This is a genomic window from Streptomyces sp. NPDC045967, from assembly GCF_056430495.1.
The window spans coordinates 213,208-232,227 of record NZ_JBWKLE010000004.1; the positions used below are offsets into that span (position 1 = coordinate 213,208).

Genomic DNA, 19,020 nt, shown 5'->3' on the forward strand with positions numbered 1-19,020 from the left:
CGCGGCCGCGTCCGCGGGCCGGTGGCTAGGAGAGGCCGAGGTCTCCGAGGCGGTAGCCGGTGAGGTACGGCAGGCCCGCCTCGGCGATGGCGTCCGCCGCGCCGCGGTCGACGATCGTGGCGACGGCCACGACCTCGCCGCCGGCCTCGCGGACCGCCTCGACGGCGGTCAGCGGGGACCCGCCGGTGGTGGAGGTGTCCTCGACGACCAGGCAGCGCTTGCCCTTGACGTCGGTGCCCTCGATGCGGCGCTGCATGCCGTGGGCCTTCTGCGCCTTGCGCACGACGAAGGCGTCCAGCCGCCCGCCGCGGGCGGCCGAGGCGTGCAGCATCGAGGTCGCGACCGGGTCGGCGCCCAGGGTCAGGCCGCCGACGCAGTCGAAGTCGAGGTCGGCGGTGAGGTCGAGCATGACCTGCCCGACCAGGGGGGCCGCCTCGCCGTCGAGCGTGATCCGGCGGAGGTCGATGTAGTAGTCGGCCTCCAGGCCCGAGGAGAGGGTCACCTTGCCGTGCACGACGGCCTTGTCCTTGATCTGCTGCAGAAGCTCATCGCGTGTGCCTGACGGCATGACTTCGTTGACGTCGCTCATGCCCCCGAGCTTAATTCGGCTCTACGGCAGCCGCCGCCACGTCCAGGTCGTGGAGACCTCCAGCGGGTCGACGGGCGTGACCAGGCGCGGATGGGTGTTCAGCCCGTTCGGCGGGCCGGACTGAGGTTCGACGCAGACGGCCTCGGCCTCCTCGTCGTACACGACCACCCATTCCTCCCGGCTGGTCACCTTGAGCTCGAGCGCGCCGGGCCAGGTGAGGGTGACGTCCACGCCCTGCGGCATGCCGAAGCAGTCGTCCCAGGGACCGGGCTTCGGGTCGATGCGGCGGCCGGTGGGGAGGTGGTCGTCGCCGCGCTCCTCCTGCCACTCGGGCGCGAAGTCCAACGCCACGTCCTCGCCGGTGCCGAGGCCGGCGCCGAGGTTGCGGCGGAACCAGGGGTGCCAGCCCGCCTGGGCCGGGAAGGAGTCGCCGTACGTCTCCACGCCCAGGGAGAGCGTCAGCGCGTCGGGGGTCAGCTCGAAGCTTTGGGTGACCCGGCCGGGCCACGGCCAGGGGTCGGCGAGGTCGAAGACGAACGCGGCCTCGGTGTCCGTGAGCCGTCCCCGGCGCCAGGCGGTGTCGCGGCCGAAGCCGTGGATGGCGTGCGGGGGGTGGTTCAGGGGCAGTTCGTGGACGACCCCGCCGTCACGGAACCGCCCGTTCGCCGTGCGGCCGCACCAGGGGACCATCGGGAAGGCCCCGAAGTGCGCGCCTTGGCGCAGCAGCTCGGTCCCATCGACACGCAGACTGCTGATCCGGCAGCCGTTTTCCTGGTCGATGGTCAGCTCGGCGCCGCCGGCGCTCAGTTGCGTACTCATGCGGTCGAGCGTAGTAGGGCTCAGCGGCGGCGGCGCAGGGCGCGGCCGATGACGACCGCCGAGGCCAGGGCGAGGGCGGCGGCGGGAGCGAGCCAGCGCACGCTGTCACCGGCGGTGGTGGCGGCGGGCGCGGGGACGGGGGCGTACCGGCCGCGCGGCGGCGCGTGGTCCACCTCCTCCGCGCTGCGGCCGATCATGGTGCGGCGGGCGTGGGCGGCTTCCGCCGGCGGCCTCGGGAGACCACCGAGGTCGTCGAGGCCGTCCGGACCGCCGGCCAGGAAGGGGTCCAGCGAGGGGTCCAGGGACGGCGGGGGCACGTCGGTGTCGAAGACCGAGGCGGTGACCTCGGTGACGTCCTCGTCCTCGGCTCCGCCGGATCCGCCGGGGCCGTCGGCTTCGTCCTCCTCCGCGTCCGCCACGGGATCGCTCACCTCCCCCGCACCGGCGCCGACCGCGGCCCCGGCGTCCGTGCCGTCACCGGCGGACTCGCCGGCCACGGTCTGGGCACCGAGTGCGTCACCGACGGCGGACTGCCCGGCGGCTGCCCGGCCGCCGGGCGCGTCACCGGCGGACTCCCCGTCACCAGCGCCTCCGGCGTCCCCCGCGGGCTCCTCCCGGGACGCCTCCGCGAGGCGTTCGGCGGCCTGGTCCAGCAGTCGGCGCACGGCGCCGGCGGTGGCCTCGGGGGTGAAGGCGGCGGCGCGCCCGTCGGCGGTGCCTCCGGCGGTGAAGTCGAGCCGCGTCCCGTCCTCCCCTTCCGGGGTGAGCCGCACCGCGAGGGCGACTTCCACCGCGCCGCTGCCCCGGACCTCCGCGCCCTCGCCGTCGACGGAGAAGTGGCCCGGTTCCCGCTCGGTGACGCGGAAGGCACCCCGGTAGGTCACGGTGTGCCCGCCGACCCGTACCTTCAGCCGGCCGGAGAGCGGCCCGGCCGCGGCGCCGGCGTCCTGCTGGAGCCCCGGCACGCACCGGGCCGTCCGCACGGGGTCGCGCAGCACGGCGCGGAGACGGTCTGCCGGTACCGGAACGAACACCTGATGCTCCATGCGGTCGAGCCTACCGACGCGGACCGCACCGGTCACGAATACCGCGGGTGCGGGAGGGTCGACGGCGGAAGTCCCGGCAAGCGGGTGCGCTCCGCGTCGCGTCCGGCGTCCTGGAGCGCGGACGTCGACAGCGAGCGCAGCGCGGGCGCGTCGGGGTGCACCCTCAGCGGGGGAGGCTGCTCCCGGGAGGCCAGGACGAACCCCCAGTCCTGCGGCGGCGCACCGCTGCCGCCGAGGGGGGTCCGGTCGGGTCCGGCGGCGAAGCCGGAGAGGCGGCCGCCCGCGCTGTAGGGCGAGGTCCGCAGGCCGGCCGCGCGCAGGGTGGACTCCACGGTCCAGTAGGTGCGCGGGCGCGTGGCCATCGGTCCCGCGTGCACCGCGATCCGGCCCCCGGGCCGCAGGGCACGGGCGGCGAGCCCGTAGAACTCCTGCGAGTACAGCTTCGTGCTGGGGGTGATGCCGGGGTCGGGCAGGTCGGAGACGATCACGTCGAAGCGGTTCCGGGAGGCCGGACCGCGCAGCCAGCGGAAGGCGTCCTGCGTGACCACGCCGAGGCGCGGGTCCTGGTACACCCCGGCGTTGAGCGCGGAGAGCATCGGGTCGCTCCGGGCGAGCTCGACCACGCCGGGGTCGAGTTCGACGACGGTGACGGAGGCGACGTCGCGGTAGCGCAGCACCTCGCGGGCGGCGAGCCCGTCCCCTCCGCCGAGGACCAGGACCCTGGTGTGCGGGCCGGTCATGGCGGGGTGGACGAGGGCCTCGTGGTAGCGGTACTCGTCATAGCCGCTGACCCGCAGCCGGCCGTCGAGGTAGAGGTCGAGGGAGCGCGGCGAGCCCGTCCCGGGGCCGGTGAGCACCAGTTCCTGTACGCCGGTCTGCACGGCGACCCGCACCTCGTCCCCGTAGACGGCGCCGCGGGCGAACCGCTCGAAGTCGTCGGCGAGGACGGTCGCGCAGGCGAGGACGGACAGCACCGTCACGTTGGCGGCGACCAGCGTCCAGCGGGCGCGACGGCTCAGGTCCCGGCGGAACAGCCAGAGCACGAGCCCGCCGCCGACGACCGCGTTGACCGTTCCGGTGAGCATGGCGCCGGTGAGCTGGCCGAGCACCGGCAGCAGCAGGAACGGGAAGGCCAGGCCGCCGGCCAGGGCGCCCACGTAGTCGGCGGCGAACAGGTCGGCGACGGCCCCTCCCGCGTCCTGTCTGCGGATGCGCTGGATGAGGGACATCAGGAGCGGGATCTCCGCGCCGATGAGGACGCCGATGGCGAAGGAGAAGGCGACGAGCAGCAGCTGGGATTCACCCAGCCAGACGAAACTCGCGTACAGCGCCAGGGCCGACAGCCCGCCGAGCAGCGCGAGCCCCGCCTCGATGGCGGCGAAGCCGAAGGCGGGCCGGTGCCGCAGCCGTTTGGCGAGCAGGGAGCCGACGCCCATGGCGAAGACCATGACGGACAGCACGACCGACGCCTGGGTGACGGAGTCGCCGACGAGGTAGGAGCCGAGCGCGAGCAGCTCCAGTTCGTACACGAGCCCGCAGGCGGCGCAGACGAACACGGTGGCCAGCACGAGGAACCGGCCGGTCCGGGGCCGTACGGGCAGGGCGGCGGCCTGGACGGCCGCCGCACCCCGCGGCTCCGGAGCCGGGAGGACCCGTCGCGGGACGGAACGGTCGATCATGCAGCGAACCGTACGTCACCGCCCACTCCGACCCCGTCACCCACATGGGTTCAAATGGCGTACCCGTTCGGCTGGTTGGCGTAACCGCGCGGCCCTTCTCACGCCCCTGGACCACCGGTTGTCCGCGGTCACCCCGGCGCGTCAGAGCATCGCGTGCGACTCCAGGATGGGTGGCGCGGAGGCGGCCGCGCTCGTGCGCACGCCCACCCGGGTTCTGGTGGCCACGAGTTGACCCTCCTGCGGGTAGGCGTGCCAGGTACGCCAGCGCACCTGGCCCTCGTAGTGCTGCGCCAGCATGGCGGTGAAGGCGTGCGGGCTGCCCGGGAAGGTGCCCGCCAGTCCGTTCGGGTGATCGGCGACCAGTGCGAGCAGTTCCTGCGCCCGGCCCGCGAACGAGCCGCGGGACAGGGTCTCGACCCGGGCGGCGAACTCGTACTCCCAGTCGCCCACCCGCTTGGCCACCCCGAGCGGCAGCGGCGTACTGCTGCCGGGCATGCAGGCGACCGTCTCCGAGCAGAGCACCTCGCCCACCTCCAGGAGCACCTGGTGAGAGGCCCCGAGCAGGCGCAACTCGACCTTCGCGCCCGACAGTTCGAGGTTCAGTACGGCCAGGGCGGGCAACCGGTCCCGACCCAGGGCCCAGGCGAGATCGGCGGCACGCGTGTCGGTGTACGTGGTCTGGAGGGTCGTGAGCATGAGTCGGCTCCGCAAACGCGCGAGGGAGAGGGGCCGGGGCCCGCCAGCGGTAGTCAACGGGTGGGGGACACCGGCACGGGTCCACAGGAAGTCCAGGGAGGTCCGAGGACTGGTCTACTCAACCGAGGGAATCATGAAAGGCACGGCGCCCACAGCGCTTTTACCCAACTTGAAGGGGTTTACATCCCCCCGGGGGCTACCCAGTTCACGTGTTCAACCGTGTGCCTCCGCGCGTCGCGGTGCGTGCGCGCGGGAGAGGGCGCCCGGCGGAAACCAGACCGCCGGGCGCCCTCGTCCACGCGGCGCCAGCTGCCCCGTGTCAGCTGGAGCCGCACCCCCCGCCGCCGCCGCAGGAAGACGACGAACCGCAGGAGGAAGACGAACCACAGGAGGACGACGAGCCACAGGAGGACGACGAGCCGCTGCTGCCGCTTCCGGCCCACCAGCCGCCGCTCGAACCAGAACCCGAACCGGACCCCGAACCGAAACCGGCCCCCGCAAACCCCTGGCGGAACGACCGGATTGCCATGGTCACGACAAATCCGACGACCGCGAGCCCGAACAGCCCGAACACCACGAAGACGAACACCATGCCCGCCCCCTCTCTCACGCCCCGGTCTTCCCGGGGGGACGGGATCCCCGCGTCCCGTGTGCAGGGGGGATGCCCGCAGGCCACGCGGCCCAAAGCACACTTGAGCAACTCCAGAGGTTCCCCTCAGGATGGCGCCCATGAGCGCACCCGTGAGCAGCGACCGCCCCTTCCTCAACCGCCGGCTGGCGGCCTTCGGCACCACGATCTTCGCGGAGATGTCGGCGCTGGCCGCCCGCACCGGCGCAATCAACCTGGGCCAGGGCTTCCCCGACACCGACGGCCCCGCCGAGATCGCCGAGGCGGCCTCCCGCGCCGTCCTCACGGGTCTCGGCAACCAGTACCCGCCCGGCCCCGGCGTCCCCGAGCTGCGTGTCGCGATCACCGCGCACCAGCAGCGCTTCTACGGCCTCGACCACGACCCCGACACCGAGGTCCTGGTCACGGCCGGCGCCACCGAGGCCATCGCCGCCACGCTCCTGGCGCTCCTCGAACCGGGTGACGAGGTCGTCGCCCTGGAGCCGTACTACGACTCGTACGCGGCCTGCATCGCCATGGCCGGCGCCGTGCGCGTGCCCGTCACCCTGCGGCCGCACGCCGGCGCCTTCGCCCTCGACCTGGACGAACTGCGCGCCGCCGTCACCCCGCGCACCCGCCTGCTCCTGCTGAACACCCCGCACAACCCGACGGGCACGGTCCTCACCCGCGAGGAGCTGGCCGCCGTCGCCGCCCTCGCCGTGGAACGCGATCTGCTGGTCGTCACCGACGAGGTCTACGAGCACCTGGTCTTCGAGGGCGCCCACACCCCCCTCGCCGGGTTCCCCGGCATGCGCGGGCGCACGGTCACCATCTCCTCCGCGGGGAAGACGTTCTCGTTCACCGGCTGGAAGGTCGGCTGGGTGATCTCGTCCCCGGAGCTGGTGGCGGCGGTCCGCTCGGCGAAGCAGTTCCTCACCTACGTCGCCTCCGGCCCCTTCCAGTACGCGATCGCCCACGCCCTCGCCCTGCCCGACACGTACTACGAGGGCTTCCGCGCCGACCTGGCCGCCAAGCGCGACCTCCTCGCCGGCGGACTCGCGGCCGCCGGCTTCGAGGTCTACCGCCCGCAGGGCACGTACTTCATCACCACCGACATCACCCCGCTCGGCGAGAAGGACGGCCTGGCCTTCTGCCGCGCCCTGCCCGAGCGCTGCGGGGTGGTGGCGATCCCCAACCAGGTCTTCTACGACGACACGTCCGCCGGGGCCACCCAGGTCCGCTGGGCGTTCTGCAAGCGGACCGATGTCCTCCAGGAAGCGGTGTCCCGCCTGCGCCGGCTCTAGTGCCGGGGCCGGAAAGGCGGTGAACCCTTCCGGGCACAGCACTGGCTCCGGGCGGGCGGCGGCGTCGTTTTCCAGGTGTGTGCTTGCGGGGCGGGCGAGGCCGGTGTGAAGCTGGCCGCCTGGAACGTGCCCGAAGCTCTCATCCGTCGGATGAGCGTCCTCACGAAGAGCGGGAAAGTCGGGATACATGGCAACGGGCAGGGTCTCGGCGTCCGCGTCGCCCCTGGAGATGCGCGCCGTCAAGGCGGTGCGCGCCGCCGCACCGGCGTCGGTGATCGCGCTCGGGGTGTTCGCCGCCGTCCGCGGCGCCGGGGTGCTGGTCCTCACCCTGGGCTCCTGGTGGGCCGGGAAGGACCCGCTCCGGGTCCTCGGCCGGTCCTGGGACTCCGTCTGGTACCTGGGGATCGCCGCCAACGGCTACGGGCGCACCCAGATGTGGCCGAGCGCCACCACCGGCACCGGGTCCATCCAGAGCGACTACGCCTTCTTCCCGCTCTACCCGGCGCTGATCAGGCTGGTCGGCTCCCTGCTGCCCGGCGGACTGCTGCCGGCCGGGATCCTCGTCGCCTGGATCTGCGCCGCCCTCGCCGCCGTCGGCGTGTACCGGATCGGCGCGTACGTGACCGGACCGCGCGCCGGACTGCTGCTCGTGGGCCTGTGGGCGGCGCTCCCGCATGCGGTGGTGCTGAGCCTGGCCTACACCGAGGCGCTGCTGGCGGCGCTCGCCGCCTGGGCGCTCTACGCCCTGCTGCGCGAGCGCTGGCTGTGGGCGGCCGGGCTCGCCGTGCTCGCGGGGCTGACCCGGCCCACCGGGCTGGCGGTCGCCGCGGCCGTCTCGGTGGCCGCCCTGCACGCGATCCTCACCCGCCGCTCCCGGGCGCCCGAGGTGTGGGCGGCCGGACTGCTGGCCCCGGCGGGCTGGGCGGCGTACGTCGTGGCGGTCGGGGCGCAGATGCGCGATCCCCTCGGCGGGTACTTCGCCGTGCAGCGGCGCTGGGGCTCCCGCTTCGACTTCGGCGCCGGGGCGCTGCGCTCCGCCGAGCAGGTGCTGACCGGCGGGCACGTACCGCTGGCCACCACCGTGACGGTGGTCCTGCTCGCGGCGGCCGGGCTGCTGGCGGTGCTGCTGCTCCTGGACCGCACCCCGCTGCCGCTGCTCGCCTACACGGCGATCCTGCTGCTGATCGCCTACGGCGGGGCCGGCTTCTTCGAGTCGAAACCCCGGTTCCTGCTCCCGGCCTTCCCCCTGCTGCTGCCGGTGGCGGCCGTCATAGCGAGAGCCCGGCCGCGCACCGCGGTCGTGGTGACCGCGGTGCTGGCCGGGCTCTCCTACGGCTACGGGCTGTACCTGCTGCTCGTGGCCCGCGTACCGCTCTAGGTATCCAGGACCTAGAGGGCACTGCCCTGGTCGTCGCCCGTGTCGTCGCCGTCCGTGGAGTCGATCTCCTTCTCCAGGCCGAGCTGCTCGACGAGCCACTTGTCGAACTCGATGGAGGCGCGGACCCAGCTGACCGTGGAGGACACGAAGTGCTCCAGGGAGACGCCGGTGCCGATCAGCATCTGCGCCTCACCGATCAGCCGGACCGAACCGTCGTCGTGCGTGTGGCTGTAGACCTTCGGCCACAGGGTGCGGCGGTTCCAGTCGTCGATCGACTCGAGCAGCTGCGGCTTCTCCTCGATCTTGTGCGGACGGTCGTAGAAGGTCCGCACGGAGAAGACCTGCTGCTCGTCCTCGCCGCGGAACATGAAGTACGTGCGGAACTCCTCCCACGGCGCCGCGAGGTCACCCTCGTCGTCGACGACGTACTTGAGCTCCATCTGCTCCAGCAGCTGCTTGACCAGATCCTGGTCGGGGACGACGGGGCCCGCCGGTCCTGTGGCCTGCGGATCGGGCTGCTGCCCTCCGAAGTTCGGAATCGAGGCCGGGTCGATGCTCACCGTGTACTTCCCTTCGTGCGGATACCTTCATCCTCCCCCATGCCGCCCACCCCGTGTCCAGCCCGACGGCACACGATCCGCTCCGGGCGGACACGCGGGGGCGGCGGACACGGCGGCGGCGGACACGGGAGGCGGCCGCGGGGCTCAGAGCGCCTTGCCGACCAGCAGTTCTTCGCCGGCGACGTCGACGCGCACCGTGTCGCCGTCCCTGACCTCGCCGGACAGGATCTCCTTCGCGAGGCGGTCGCCGATCGCCGTCTGGATCAGCCGGCGCAGCGGCCGTGCCCCGTACGCGGGGTCGTTGCCCTTGTCCGCCAGCCAGGCCAGCGCTTCGGGGCTCACCTCCAGGATCAGGCGCCGGTCCGCCAGCCGCTTGGCGAGGCGGCCGATCTGGAGCTCGGCGATGTGCGCCAGCTCCTCGCCCGACAGCGCGGAGAAGACCACCAGGTCGTCCAGGCGGTTGAGGAACTCGGGCTTGAAACTCGCCCGGACCACGTCCAGGACCTGCTCCTTCTTCTGCTCCGGCGGGGTGACCGGGTCCATCAGGAACTGGCTGCCCAGGTTGGAGGTCAGCACCAGGATGGTGTTGCGGAAGTCAACGGTGCGGCCCTGTCCGTCCGTGAGGCGGCCGTCGTCGAGGACCTGGAGCAGGATGTCGAAGACCTCCGGGTGGGCCTTCTCCACCTCGTCGAGCAGGACCACGGAGTACGGGCGGCGGCGGACGGCCTCGGTGAGCTGGCCGCCCTCCTCGTAGCCGATGTAGCCGGGCGGGGCGCCGACGAGACGGGCCACGGAGTGCTTCTCGCCGTACTCCGACATGTCGATGCGGATCATGGCCCGCTCGTCGTCGAAGAGGAAGTCGGCCAGCGCCTTGGCCAGCTCCGTCTTGCCGACGCCCGTCGGGCCGAGGAACAGGAAGGAGCCGGTCGGCCGGTCGGGGTCGGCGATGCCGGCCCGGGTGCGGCGCACGGCGTCCGAGACGGCCCGCACGGCCTCGCCCTGGCCGATCAGGCGCCGGCCCAGCTCGTCCTCCATGCGCAGCAGCTTCTGGGTCTCGCCCTCGAGCAGGCGGCCGGCCGGGATGCCGGTCCAGGCGCCCACCACGTCGGCGATGTCGTCGGGGCCGACCTCCTCCTTGACCATGGTGTCCTTCGACACCTCGGCCTCGGCCTCGGTGGCCTCCGCCAGCTCCCGCTCCACGGTGGGGATCTCCCCGTAGAGGAGCTTGGAGGCGGTGTCGAAGTCGCCGTCGCGCTGCGCGCGCTCGGCCTGGCCGCGCAGGTCGTCCAGTCGCTCCTTGAGCTCACCGACCCGGTTGAGGGACTGCTTCTCCTTCTCCCACCGGGCGGTCAGCCCGCGCAGCTCCTCCTCGCGGTCGGCCAGGTCCTTGCGGATCTTCTCCAGGCGTTCGAGCGAGGCCGGGTCGGACTCGTTCTTCAGCGCCAGCTCCTCCATCCGCATCCGGTCCACCGACCGCTGCAGCTCGTCGATCTCCAGCGGGGAGGAGTCGATCTCCATGCGGAGCCGGGACGCCGCCTCGTCGACGAGGTCGATGGCCTTGTCCGGCAGGAAGCGGGAGGTGATGTAGCGGTCGGAGAGTGTGGCGGCGGCGACCAGGGCGCTGTCGTTGATCTGCACCTTGTGGTGCGCCTCGTAGCGCCCCTTCAGCCCGCGCAGGATCGCGATGGTGTCCTCGACGGACGGCTCGGCGACCAGCACCTGTTGGAAGCGCCGCTCCAGCGCCGGGTCCTTCTCGACGTGCTCGCGGTACTCGTCGAGGGTCGTCGCACCGACCATCCGCAGCTCGCCGCGGGCCAGCATCGGCTTGAGCATGTTGCCGGCGTCCATCGCGGAGTCCCCGCCGGCGCCCGCGCCGACGACCGTGTGCAGCTCGTCGATGAACGTGATGATCTGGCCGTCGCTCGACTTGATCTCCGCCAGGACGGTCTTCAGCCGCTCCTCGAACTCGCCGCGGTACTTCGCTCCGGCGACCATGGCGCCGAGGTCCAGGGCGACCAGCCGCTTGTTCTTCAGCGACTCCGGCACGTCCCCCTTCACGATGCGCTGCGCCAGGCCCTCCACCACGGCGGTCTTGCCCACGCCGGGCTCGCCGATCAGCACCGGGTTGTTCTTCGTACGGCGCGAGAGCACCTGCACGACGCGGCGGATCTCGTGGTCCCGGCCGATGACCGGGTCGAGCTTGCCCTCGCGGGCGGCCGCCGTGAAGTCCGTGCCGAACTTCTCCAGCGCCTTGTACTGACCCTCGGGGTCGGGGGTGGTCACCCGCCGTCCTCCTCGTGCGTTTCGGAACGCCTCCAGCAGCTTCTTCGCGCCGGCGCCCTGGGCGGAAAGGACCTCCCCGGCCGCGCCGCCCTTGGCGGCGGTGGCGATGAGGAGGTGTTCGGTGGAGAGGTAGTCGTCCCCCAGCCTGCCCGCCTCGGCGTCGGCCTCGGCCAGGACGGCGAGCAGCTCGCGGGTGGGCTGCGGGGGCGCGACCGTGGAGCCGGTGACGCTCGGCAGGGCGGCCAGCAGCCGCTCCGCTCCGGCGCGCACGGCGGCCTGGTCGGCGTCGCAGGCCGCGAGCAGGTCGGTGACGTTCTCGTTGTCCTCGCCGGCGAGGAGCGCCAGCAGCAGGTGCGCGGGGGTCAGGTCGGCATGGCCGTCCTTGACGGCCCGGCTGGTGGCCGCGTTCAGCGCGTCCCGGCTCTTGTTGGTCAGCTCGGCGTCCACGGGTGCTGCTCCTCTCTGGGGGGACAGGACTATGACATAAACAACCTATGCAAAGTTGAGTCTATTCCACTCAAGGCAGTCGGCTCAAGGCAGCCGGCGGCGCTCGGGGACGCCCTGCCCCGTACCCTTCGGGCCATGTCCCATGACGTTCTCCACCCGACGCCCGAGTACCTCGCCTTCTGGCGGGAGCGGCACGTCTGCACGCTGACCACCCCGCGCCCCGACGGCACGCCGCACGTGGTGCCGGTGGGCGTGACGTACGACCCGGAGGCCGGGCTGGCCCGGGTGATCAGCAACCGGCACAGCAAGAAGGTCCGCAACGTCCTGGCGGCGCGGCCGGGCGCGGCGCGGGTGGCGGTCTGCCAGATGGAAGGGCGCCGCTGGGCCACCCTCGAGGGGGCCGCGGTGGTCCGCGCGGACGAGGCGTCGGTGGCCGACGCGGTGGCGCGCTACGCGGAGCGCTACGGGCGCACGCCCTCGCCCAACCCCGACCGGGTGGTCATCGAGATCACCCTGGACCGGGCGATGGGCCGCGCCTGATCCGGTCCGTATCCGGACGGACCCGGACACCACAACGGCGCCATCGTGGTCAGGTCCACGATGGCGCCGTTGTGTGGGGGAAGCACCTGAGCGATCTGCAACGACGGGGGAATCGCTTCAGGCACTGCGGGGGGTGGCGGTGGTGGCGTCGGGCTCGAACAGCTGGTGGTCGCGCTGGTCGAGGTTGACGAAGACCATTCCGTAGCGCACCTCGCAGCGGACGGGCTGCGGCGCGCCGCGGGGACGACGCAGGCAGCGGTAGGCACGTACGTCCTCGTCCTCCTCGCGCACGATGACGATCGGCTGTCCGAACAAGGTGACCATCAACGAGTCGCCCGTGTGGGGGATGGCCGTGGCGAGGTCGATGAACTGCCAGCCCGAGCGGTAGGCAGAGGCCATTTCGCGGCGGAAACCGCGGTCGTCGGGGGTCATCAGGAGACCTTCGCCGGTGTGGTGTTCCAGCCGAGATCAGCGGGAGCCGTGTTCCAGCCCAGATCGGTCTTGCCTACCGATTCGACGGGCGTGCTCGTGCTGGTGCCGGTGTCGGCCTGAACGCTTCCCGCGTCGCCGTTGAACGCGACGACTGCCCCATGGACCGTAACGACGGAGAAAACAACGGCAAGCACCGAGCGAAGCATTCTCTTATACATGGTCGGCTTCGTCCTCACTTGATGGAATCCTCTCCCCCGCGTGACTGACGATGGCTCATTCAGGCACGTCAGTGCCACAGGGACGATGCATCATGTTCTTACATGTTCAGGACCCTGGGGGGTGGAGATTTGCCCAAGAGCGACACAAACCCGACACATCCCCACCCGGTCACAGCCATGTGCCCCGAGGGATCGCGCCTCTACGCAGCCGCGCTCAGCACCGGCCGCGTCTCCCGCGGCGAGGTGGAGAACGCCCCCTGCCTGCTGGAATTCGCTCTGCTGAGGCCCGACCCGGATGACGCGAACCAACTGCGCGCGGTTCCACCCTCCGTTGCCCTGACCCAGCGGCTCCATCCGCTCGAGCGCGAAATCCGGGACCGCAGACGCAGTGCGGTGGACCTTGCCGACGCGTTCGAGCCGTTCCTCACCATCAGCGCCCAGAGCCCGGCGACCACTCACGCCATCACCGTGCTGGAGGGTTTCGAGCAGATCAACGCGGCCCTGGACCTGGCCACCGCCGAGTGCCACACCGAGGCGCTGACCGTCCAACCGGGTGGCGCCCGGCCCAGCTTCATCCTCACCGAGGCACTGGAGCGCGCCGCACCGCTGCTCAACCGGGGGGTGAGCATCCGCACGCTCTACCAGCACACGGTACGGCACAGCCAGGGCACCCTCGCCTACGTGGACCGGATCTCCACGGGCAAGGCGGAGATCCGCACCCTGGAAGAGCTCATAGAGCGCCTCATGATCTTCGACCGGACCGTGGCCTTCATCCCGGCCAGCGACGACCGCACGGTGGCGCTGGAGCTGCGCCACCCCGGGCTCGTCGACTACCTCATCAAGGTCTTCGAGCAACTGTGGCGCCGAGCCGTGCCGTTGACCGAGGAAGTGACTTACACGCACGCCCCGGACGGCGTCTCGGGCGTCCAGCGCACCATCGCGCAACTGCTCGTCGAGGGGCACGTGGACGAGGCCATCGCGCGCCGCCTGGGGATGAACGTACGCACCTGCCGGGCCCACATCGCCAAGCTGGCCGCCTACCTGGGCAGCGGCAGCCGTGCCCAACTGGGCTTCCTCATCGCCCAGTCCGGCATCCTCGACACCCCGGAGCACCGGCAGCACTGAGCCCACCCGGCGCGGGCGCCGCCGGACGCCAACGCCGGCGGGCCCGGGGCGCACCCACGGCCGCCGCCGACGGGCGCCGGGCGGGTACCCACTGCCGCCGGAGACAAACGGAAGGCCCCCACCCGTTACCGGGCAGGGGCCTCGCAGATAGCGGCGCTGGCTGAAAACCGCCGATCCGCCGGGGATCCGCCGCCGTCAGTCCACCGGGCGCTTGGGTCGCCAGACGACCAGGGCGTTGCCCGGCTGCGGAGGCTGGTAGGGAACCAGGTCGCGCCGGTAGGAGGCATGCACCTGGGCCTCGCGGGCCCGCAGCGTGGCCGCCGCGCCGTCCACCGCCGCCGAGAGTTCCGCCACCCGCTGCTGGAGCGCCGCCACCTGGTTCTCCAGCTCGATGATCCGCTTGATGCCCGCCAGGTTGATGCCCTCGTCCTGCGACAGCGCCTGCACCGTGCGGAGCAGTTCGATGTCGCGGGCGGAGTAGCGCCGGCCGCGCCCGGCCGTGCGGTCGGGGGAGACCAGGCCGAGGCGGTCGTACTGGCGGAGGGTCTGCGGGTGCAGGCCCGAGAGCTGGGCGGCCACCGAGATCACGTAGACCGGGGTCTCATCGGTGAGCTGGTAGCCCCCGCCCAGGCGGGAGGACTGTCGTCGGTGGCCGTCCATGGTCATGCTCCCTTCGCGGACTCGAACAGCGCGCTGCGCGGGTCCAGCGACTCCGTCGCATCGCGGTACATCTCCAGCGCCTCGCGGGCCTTGTCCGACAGCTCGGTCGGGACCGCGACCTCCACCGTCACCAGCAGGTCGCCGCGGGTGCCGTCCTTGCGGACCGCCCCCTTGCCGCGGGCCCGCATGGTGCGGCCATTGGGGGTGCCCGGCGGCAGCTTCAGCGTCACCTGCGGGCCGTTCAGGGTCGGGACCCTGATGTCGGCGCCCAGCGCCGCCTCGGCGAACGTCACGGGGACGGTCACCGTCAGGTTGTCGTCCTTGCGGCCGAACACCGGGTGGGAGCCGACGTGCACGACGACGTAGAGGTCACCGGCGGGACCGCCGCGCTCACCCGGCGCGCCCTTGCCGCGCAGCCGGATCCGCTGGCCGTCGGAGACGCCCGCCGGGATCCGGACCTGCATGGTGCGCGAACTGCGGGCCCGACCACTGCCCTTGCAGACCTCGCAGGGGGTCTCCGCGATCAGGCCGCGGCCCTTGCAGTCCGCACAGGGGTCGGTCAGCGAGAAGCCTCCGCCGCTGCCCCGGGAGACCTGCCCGGTGCCGACGCAGGTCGGGCACACACGGGGCGTGCCGTTCTTGTCGCCGGTGCCCGAACACGCCTTGCAGGGCGCCTGCGAGGACATCCGCAGCGGGACCGTGGCCCCGTCCACCGCCTCCGTGAAGGAGAGGGTGACCTCCGACTCGATGTCCTGACCGCGGCGCGGCTGGGTGCGGGTGCCCGCACCGGGGCCCGCGCCGCGGTTGAACAGGCCGCCGAAGACATCGCCCAGGCCGCCGCCGAAACCGCCGGCGGCGCCGCCCGGCTGCTGGCCGCCGAAGAGGTCCCCGAGGTCGAAGTTGAACGAGCCGCCGGCCCCGCCCGGCCCGGCGCGGAAGCCGCCGTTGCCGAACAGGGCGCGCGCCTCGTCGTACTCCTTGCGCTTCTTGGCGTCGCCGAGGATGTCGTTCGCCTCGGAGATCTCCTTGAAGCGCGCCTCGGCCGAGGCGTCGCCCTTGTTGGCGTCCGGGTGGAACTCGCGTGCGAGCTTCCGGTACGCCTTCTTGATCTCGGCCTCGGTGGCGTCCTTCTGGACACCGAGGACCTTGTAGTAGTCCTTCTCCACGAAGTCCTTCGTGCTCATCCCCGGTGTCCCTCCTCTCGTACCGCTACTGGTTCAGCTTCAGCCCTCGTCGGGGGCATCCGCGTCCTTGGCCGACGGCGTCTCACCCTCCGCGGCCGCCCCCTCCGAGCCGGACTTGGGGGCCGCACCCGGCTGGGGCTCGGCCACCGCGACCCGGGCGGGGCGGATCGTGCGCTCGCCGATCCGGTACCCCGGCTGCAGAATCGCCACGCAGGTCGTCTCGGTGACGTCCGGCGCGTACGAGTGCATCAGGGCCTCGTGGATCGTCGGGTCGAAGGGCTCGCCCTCCTTGCCGAACTGCTGCAGCCCCATCTTGGCCGCGGCGGTCTCCAGCGATTCAGCCACCGACTTGAAGCCGCCGACCAGCTCGCCATGCTCCCGCGCCCGGCCGATGTCGTCCAGGGTCGGGAGCAGTTCCGTCAGGAGGGACGCGACCGCGATCTCCTTGACGGCGATCCGGTCCCGCTCAACCCGGCGGCGGTAGTTCTGGTACTCCGCCTGGAGCCGCTGGAGGTCCGCGGTGCGCTCACCGAGCGCCGTACGGGCCTGGTCCAGCTGCGCGAGCAGTGCCGCTTCCTGACCGGCGGCCTGAGTGTTCGCGTCCCCGGCCGGGGCCGCCGCCTCCTCCGTGGCGGAGTCGGCGGCCTTCGGCTCGTCGGGCGTGCCGTCGACGGGGACGTCGGGCTTCTCCTCGAAGCCCGGGGTCTCCTCCGACATCAGGCAGCGCCACCCTTCGGCTTCTCGTCGTCGACGATCTCGGCGTCGACGACATCGTCATCGGCCTTGGCCTGCGCCGCGTCGTCCGCACCGGCACCCGCGGCGCCCTGGGCGGCCTGGGCGTCGGCGTAGATCGCCTGGCCGAGCTTCTGGCTGACCGCGGCGAGCTTCTCCGTCGCGGTGCGGATCTCGGCGGTGTCCTCGCCCTTGAGCTTTTCCTTCAGCTCGGTGACGGCGGCCTCGACCTCGGCCTTGACGTCGGCCGGGACCTTGTCCTCGTTGTCCTTGACGAACTTCTCCGTCTGGTAGACGAGCTGCTCGCCCTGGTTGCGGGACTCGGCCGCCTCCTTGCGGCGCAGGTCCTCCTCCGCGTACTGCTCGGCCTCCTGGCGCATGCGGTCGACCTCGTCCTTGCCGAGCGAGGAGCCGCCGGTGACGGTCATCTTCTGCTCCTTGCCCGTGCCAAGGTCCTTGGCCGTGACGTGCATGATGCCGTTCGCGTCGATGTCGAAGGAGACCTCGATCTGCGGGACGCCGCGCGGGGCCGGCGGCAGGCCGGTCAGCTCGAACATGCCGAGCTTCTTGTTGTACGCCGCGATCTCGCGCTCACCCTGGTAGACCTGAATCTGCACGGACGGCTGGTTGTCCTCGGCCGTCGTGAAGATCTCCGACCGCTTGGTCGGGATGGTCGTGTTGCGCTCGATGAGCTTGGTCATGATGCCGCCCTTGGTCTCGATGCCGAGGGACAGCGGGGTCACGTCGAGGAGCAGGACGTCCTTGACCTCACCCTTGAGCACACCGGCCTGGAGGGTGGCGCCGATGGCGACGACCTCGTCCGGGTTGACGCCCTTGTTGGCGTCCTGACCGCCGGTGAGCTCCTTGACGAGCTCGGCGACGGCCGGCATGCGGGTGGAGCCGCCGACCAGGACCACGTGGTCGATCTCGGACAGCTGGATGCCGGCGTCCTTGATGACGTTGTGGAACGGGGTCTTGCAGCGGTCGAGCAGGTCCGCGGTGAGCTGCTGGAACTGCGAGCGCGTGAGCTTCTCGTCCAGGTGCAGCGGGCCCTCGGCGGAGGCCGTGATGTAGGGCAGGTTGATCGTCGTCTCCGTGGAGGAGGACAGCTCGATCTTCGCCTTCTCGGCCGCCTCGCGCAGACGCTGGAGGGCCATCTTGTCCTTGGACAGGTCGACGCCGTGGCCGTTCTGGAACTGCTTCACCAGGTAGTCGACGACGCGCTGGTCCCAGTCGTCGCCACCGAGGTGGTTGTCACCGTTGGTGGCCTTGACCTCGACGACGCCGTCGCCGATCTCCAGGAGCGACACGTCGAAGGTGCCGCCACCGAGGTCGAAGACGAGAATGGTCTGGTCGTCCTTGTCGAGGCCGTAGGCCAGGGCGGCGGCCGTCGGCTCGTTGACAATACGCAGGACGTTCAGGCCCGCGATCTCGCCGGCCTCCTTCGTCGCCTGGCGCTCGGAGTCGTTGAAGTAGGCCGGGACGGTGATGACCGCGTCCGTGACCTTCTCGCCCAGGTACGCCTCGGCGTCGCGCTTCAGCTTCTGCAGGATGAAGGCGCTCATCTGCTGCGGGTTGAAGTCCTTGCCATCCAGGTTGATCTTCCAGTCAGTGCCCATGTGGCGCTTGACGGAGCGGATGGTCCGGTCCACGTTCGTGACCGCCTGGCGCTTGGCCACCTCGCCGACGAGGACCTCGCCGTTCTTGGCGAAGGCGACGACGGACGGCGTGGTCCTGGCGCCCTCGGCGTTGGTGATGACGGTGGGCTCGCCGCCTTCCAGAACGCTGACGACGGAGTTAGTGGTGCCCAGGTCGATGCCGACCGCACGTGCCATTTCGATTCCTCCAGCTGACTTGAGTGGAACAGACTCAAGGATGCCGCATCGTCGCTCGTGCGTCAACAGAGCTGAGTCGACTCGACTCAACCTTTAGCCCTTGCTTACGCGCAACCCTGCAACTCCCCGGGCGATCCCGGCGGCGCCCGCCGCCCCCGCCGCACCCGAACGGGTCACCCCCGCCGCGCGGCACCCCGCCGCCGCCGGAGGCATCCGGCACGGTGCTGGCATGCCGCTGCTGCCCACCCTCCCCTCGCCGCGGACCCGGCCGTCCCGCCGCGCCTGGCCGGCGAGGCCCCCGGCCAAACGGGTGCTCGACCTCGCCGGCGCCCTGCTCCTGCTCGCGCTGACCGCCCTGCCGCTCGCGCTGGCCGCCGGTCTGCTGTACGTGACCCAGGGCGGCCGGGTCCTGGTCCGGGAGCCGGCCGCCGGGCGGGCCGGGCGGCCCTTTCGGACCTGGCGCCTGCGCACCGACGGCGCGGGCGGCGTCGGCGAAGCCGTGGAGCGGTGCGCCCTCGACGCCCTGCCGCAGCTGATCAACGTGCTCAAGGGGGAGATGTCGCTGGTCGGGCCGCGCCCGGGGCCCCGTACCGACCGGCCCGAGCGGCTCCTCGTACACCCCGGAATGACGGGCCTGTGGCAGGTCAGCGCGCGCTCGGACCTACCGTGGGAGGAGATGCCCCTGCTCGACCTGCATTATGTGGAGAACCACTGGCTCGGGATGGACCTGGCGATCCTGGCGCAGACCCCACGGGCGGCCTACCGACATAGGCAGCCCTGAGCGACACAGATCACCGCACGCTCAGCTACATTGCGGCGTCGGGAATGGGTAACCTCAAGCCTTGACTTCATAAGTTACCGCTTAGTAAGTGCCGCCCGAGGAGCC

The 19,020-nt window shown here is 71.8% G+C and carries 19 protein-coding genes; 5 read left to right on the top strand and 14 right to left on the bottom strand.

Annotation, left to right across the window (positions count from 1 at the left end):
* Positions 1-25: 25 nt before the first annotated feature.
* The 6 genes from pyrE to AC07FY_RS10965 form a co-directional block, all read right to left on the bottom strand.
* Positions 26-589, bottom strand: a complete 564-nt coding sequence (gene pyrE, locus AC07FY_RS10940; RefSeq protein WP_479003695.1) for an orotate phosphoribosyltransferase — start codon at positions 587-589, stop codon at positions 26-28.
* 21 nt (positions 590-610) lie between these two features.
* A complete protein-coding gene (locus tag AC07FY_RS10945) occupies positions 611-1,408 on the bottom strand; it encodes an aldose epimerase family protein (protein WP_479003698.1) in 798 nt (265 codons plus the stop codon).
* Positions 1,409-1,428: 20 nt separating this feature from the next.
* Positions 1,429-2,454, bottom strand: a complete 1,026-nt coding sequence (locus tag AC07FY_RS10950) for an SRPBCC family protein (protein WP_479003701.1) — start codon at positions 2,452-2,454, stop codon at positions 1,429-1,431.
* A 32-nt stretch (positions 2,455-2,486) separates the two neighbouring features.
* Positions 2,487-4,133, bottom strand: coding sequence for a polyamine aminopropyltransferase (locus AC07FY_RS10955; RefSeq protein WP_479003704.1), 1,647 nt, complete (start codon positions 4,131-4,133; stop codon positions 2,487-2,489).
* Positions 4,134-4,274: 141 nt separating this feature from the next.
* Positions 4,275-4,829 (bottom strand): DUF2617 family protein, encoded by a 555-nt coding sequence (locus AC07FY_RS10960; protein WP_479003706.1) that lies wholly within the window; start codon positions 4,827-4,829, stop codon positions 4,275-4,277.
* Positions 4,830-5,148: 319 nt separating this feature from the next.
* Positions 5,149-5,421 carry a hypothetical protein gene (locus tag AC07FY_RS10965; RefSeq protein WP_479003709.1) on the bottom strand — a complete coding sequence of 91 codons (273 nt, stop codon included), beginning with the start codon at positions 5,419-5,421 and terminating at the stop codon, positions 5,149-5,151.
* 137 nt (positions 5,422-5,558) lie between these two features.
* Here AC07FY_RS10965 and AC07FY_RS10970 point away from each other — a divergent pair, with 137 nt between their 5' ends.
* Both AC07FY_RS10970 and AC07FY_RS10975 read left to right on the top strand, forming a co-directional pair.
* Positions 5,559-6,740 (top strand): pyridoxal phosphate-dependent aminotransferase, encoded by a 1,182-nt coding sequence (locus AC07FY_RS10970; RefSeq protein ID WP_479003712.1) that lies wholly within the window; start codon positions 5,559-5,561, stop codon positions 6,738-6,740.
* Positions 6,741-6,927: 187 nt separating this feature from the next.
* Positions 6,928-8,118, top strand: coding sequence for a hypothetical protein (locus tag AC07FY_RS10975; RefSeq protein ID WP_479003715.1), 1,191 nt, complete (start codon positions 6,928-6,930; stop codon positions 8,116-8,118).
* Positions 8,119-8,129: 11 nt separating this feature from the next.
* Here AC07FY_RS10975 and AC07FY_RS10980 read toward each other — a convergent pair whose 3' ends face one another.
* Both AC07FY_RS10980 and clpB read right to left on the bottom strand, forming a co-directional pair.
* Entirely contained in the window at positions 8,130-8,678 is a 549-nt protein-coding gene (locus AC07FY_RS10980; RefSeq protein ID WP_479003718.1) for a type III secretion system chaperone family protein, read from the bottom strand.
* 144 nt (positions 8,679-8,822) lie between these two features.
* On the bottom strand, positions 8,823-11,408 hold the full coding sequence (gene clpB, locus AC07FY_RS10985; protein ID WP_479003721.1) for an ATP-dependent chaperone ClpB: 2,586 nt from the start codon (positions 11,406-11,408) through the stop codon (positions 8,823-8,825).
* 135 nt (positions 11,409-11,543) lie between these two features.
* On the opposite strand from clpB, the gene AC07FY_RS10990 reads away from it, so the two are divergent.
* Complete coding sequence (locus AC07FY_RS10990; protein ID WP_479003724.1) at positions 11,544-11,948, top strand: pyridoxamine 5'-phosphate oxidase family protein; 405 nt, start codon at positions 11,544-11,546, stop codon at positions 11,946-11,948.
* Positions 11,949-12,065: 117 nt separating this feature from the next.
* Here AC07FY_RS10990 and AC07FY_RS10995 read toward each other — a convergent pair whose 3' ends face one another.
* Together AC07FY_RS10995 and AC07FY_RS11000 are read right to left on the bottom strand one after the other, a co-directional pair.
* Positions 12,066-12,380, bottom strand: coding sequence for a (2Fe-2S)-binding protein (locus tag AC07FY_RS10995; RefSeq protein ID WP_479003726.1), 315 nt, complete (start codon positions 12,378-12,380; stop codon positions 12,066-12,068).
* Entirely contained in the window at positions 12,380-12,616 is a 237-nt protein-coding gene (locus AC07FY_RS11000; RefSeq protein ID WP_479003729.1) for a hypothetical protein, read from the bottom strand. Before AC07FY_RS11000 ends, AC07FY_RS10995 begins: the two co-directional genes overlap by 1 nt.
* 84 nt (positions 12,617-12,700) lie before the next feature.
* Between AC07FY_RS11000 and AC07FY_RS11005 the strand changes: the two genes are divergently transcribed.
* Entirely contained in the window at positions 12,701-13,723 is a 1,023-nt protein-coding gene (locus AC07FY_RS11005; RefSeq protein WP_479003732.1) for a helix-turn-helix transcriptional regulator, read from the top strand.
* A 195-nt stretch (positions 13,724-13,918) separates the two neighbouring features.
* Here the strand turns inward: AC07FY_RS11005 and AC07FY_RS11010 are convergent, their stop codons facing one another.
* The 4 genes from AC07FY_RS11010 to dnaK are packed head-to-tail and all read right to left on the bottom strand — an operon-like array spanning position 13,919 to position 18,134.
* Positions 13,919-14,383 (bottom strand): heat shock protein transcriptional repressor HspR, encoded by a 465-nt coding sequence (locus AC07FY_RS11010; RefSeq protein ID WP_479003735.1) that lies wholly within the window; start codon positions 14,381-14,383, stop codon positions 13,919-13,921.
* 2 nt (positions 14,384-14,385) lie between these two features.
* Entirely contained in the window at positions 14,386-15,567 is a 1,182-nt protein-coding gene (gene dnaJ / locus AC07FY_RS11015; RefSeq protein ID WP_479003738.1) for a molecular chaperone DnaJ, read from the bottom strand.
* Between the two features lie 39 nt (positions 15,568-15,606).
* The gene (gene grpE, locus AC07FY_RS11020) at positions 15,607-16,284 is read right to left on the bottom strand and encodes a nucleotide exchange factor GrpE (protein WP_479003741.1); all 678 of its coding nucleotides are present in this window, start codon (positions 16,282-16,284) and stop codon (positions 15,607-15,609) included.
* Entirely contained in the window at positions 16,284-18,134 is a 1,851-nt protein-coding gene (gene dnaK / locus AC07FY_RS11025; RefSeq protein WP_479003744.1) for a molecular chaperone DnaK, read from the bottom strand. The genes grpE and dnaK overlap by 1 nt, the downstream gene beginning before the upstream one ends.
* A 229-nt stretch (positions 18,135-18,363) precedes the next feature.
* On the opposite strand from dnaK, the gene AC07FY_RS11030 reads away from it, so the two are divergent.
* Positions 18,364-18,915, top strand: coding sequence for a sugar transferase (locus tag AC07FY_RS11030; RefSeq protein ID WP_479003747.1), 552 nt, complete (start codon positions 18,364-18,366; stop codon positions 18,913-18,915).
* Positions 18,916-19,020 lie beyond the last annotated feature (105 nt).

Bases quoted from the DNA above. Each gene is read 5' to 3' on its own strand.
- pyrE (WP_479003695.1), bottom strand. From the start codon at position 589: ATGAGCGACGTCAACGAAGTCATGCCGTCAGGCACACGCGATGAGCTT.
- AC07FY_RS10945 (WP_479003698.1), bottom strand. From the start codon at position 1,408: ATGAGTACGCAACTGAGCGCCGGCGGCGCCGAGCTGACCATCGACCAG.
- AC07FY_RS10950 (WP_479003701.1), bottom strand. From the start codon at position 2,454: ATGGAGCATCAGGTGTTCGTTCCGGTACCGGCAGACCGTCTCCGCGCC.
- AC07FY_RS10955 (WP_479003704.1), bottom strand. From the start codon at position 4,133: ATGATCGACCGTTCCGTCCCGCGACGGGTCCTCCCGGCTCCGGAGCCG.
- AC07FY_RS10960 (WP_479003706.1), bottom strand. From the start codon at position 4,829: ATGCTCACGACCCTCCAGACCACGTACACCGACACGCGTGCCGCCGAT.
- AC07FY_RS10965 (WP_479003709.1), bottom strand. From the start codon at position 5,421: ATGGTGTTCGTCTTCGTGGTGTTCGGGCTGTTCGGGCTCGCGGTCGTC.
- AC07FY_RS10970 (WP_479003712.1), top strand. From the start codon at position 5,559: ATGAGCGCACCCGTGAGCAGCGACCGCCCCTTCCTCAACCGCCGGCTG.
- AC07FY_RS10975 (WP_479003715.1), top strand. From the start codon at position 6,928: ATGGCAACGGGCAGGGTCTCGGCGTCCGCGTCGCCCCTGGAGATGCGC.
- AC07FY_RS10990 (WP_479003724.1), top strand. From the start codon at position 11,544: ATGTCCCATGACGTTCTCCACCCGACGCCCGAGTACCTCGCCTTCTGG.
- AC07FY_RS10995 (WP_479003726.1), bottom strand. From the start codon at position 12,380: ATGACCCCCGACGACCGCGGTTTCCGCCGCGAAATGGCCTCTGCCTAC.
- AC07FY_RS11005 (WP_479003732.1), top strand. From the start codon at position 12,701: ATGTTCAGGACCCTGGGGGGTGGAGATTTGCCCAAGAGCGACACAAAC.
- AC07FY_RS11010 (WP_479003735.1), bottom strand. From the start codon at position 14,383: ATGGACGGCCACCGACGACAGTCCTCCCGCCTGGGCGGGGGCTACCAG.
- dnaJ (WP_479003738.1), bottom strand. From the start codon at position 15,567: ATGAGCACGAAGGACTTCGTGGAGAAGGACTACTACAAGGTCCTCGGT.
- grpE (WP_479003741.1), bottom strand. From the start codon at position 16,284: ATGTCGGAGGAGACCCCGGGCTTCGAGGAGAAGCCCGACGTCCCCGTC.
- dnaK (WP_479003744.1), bottom strand. From the start codon at position 18,134: ATGGCACGTGCGGTCGGCATCGACCTGGGCACCACTAACTCCGTCGTC.
- AC07FY_RS11030 (WP_479003747.1), top strand. From the start codon at position 18,364: ATGCCGCTGCTGCCCACCCTCCCCTCGCCGCGGACCCGGCCGTCCCGC.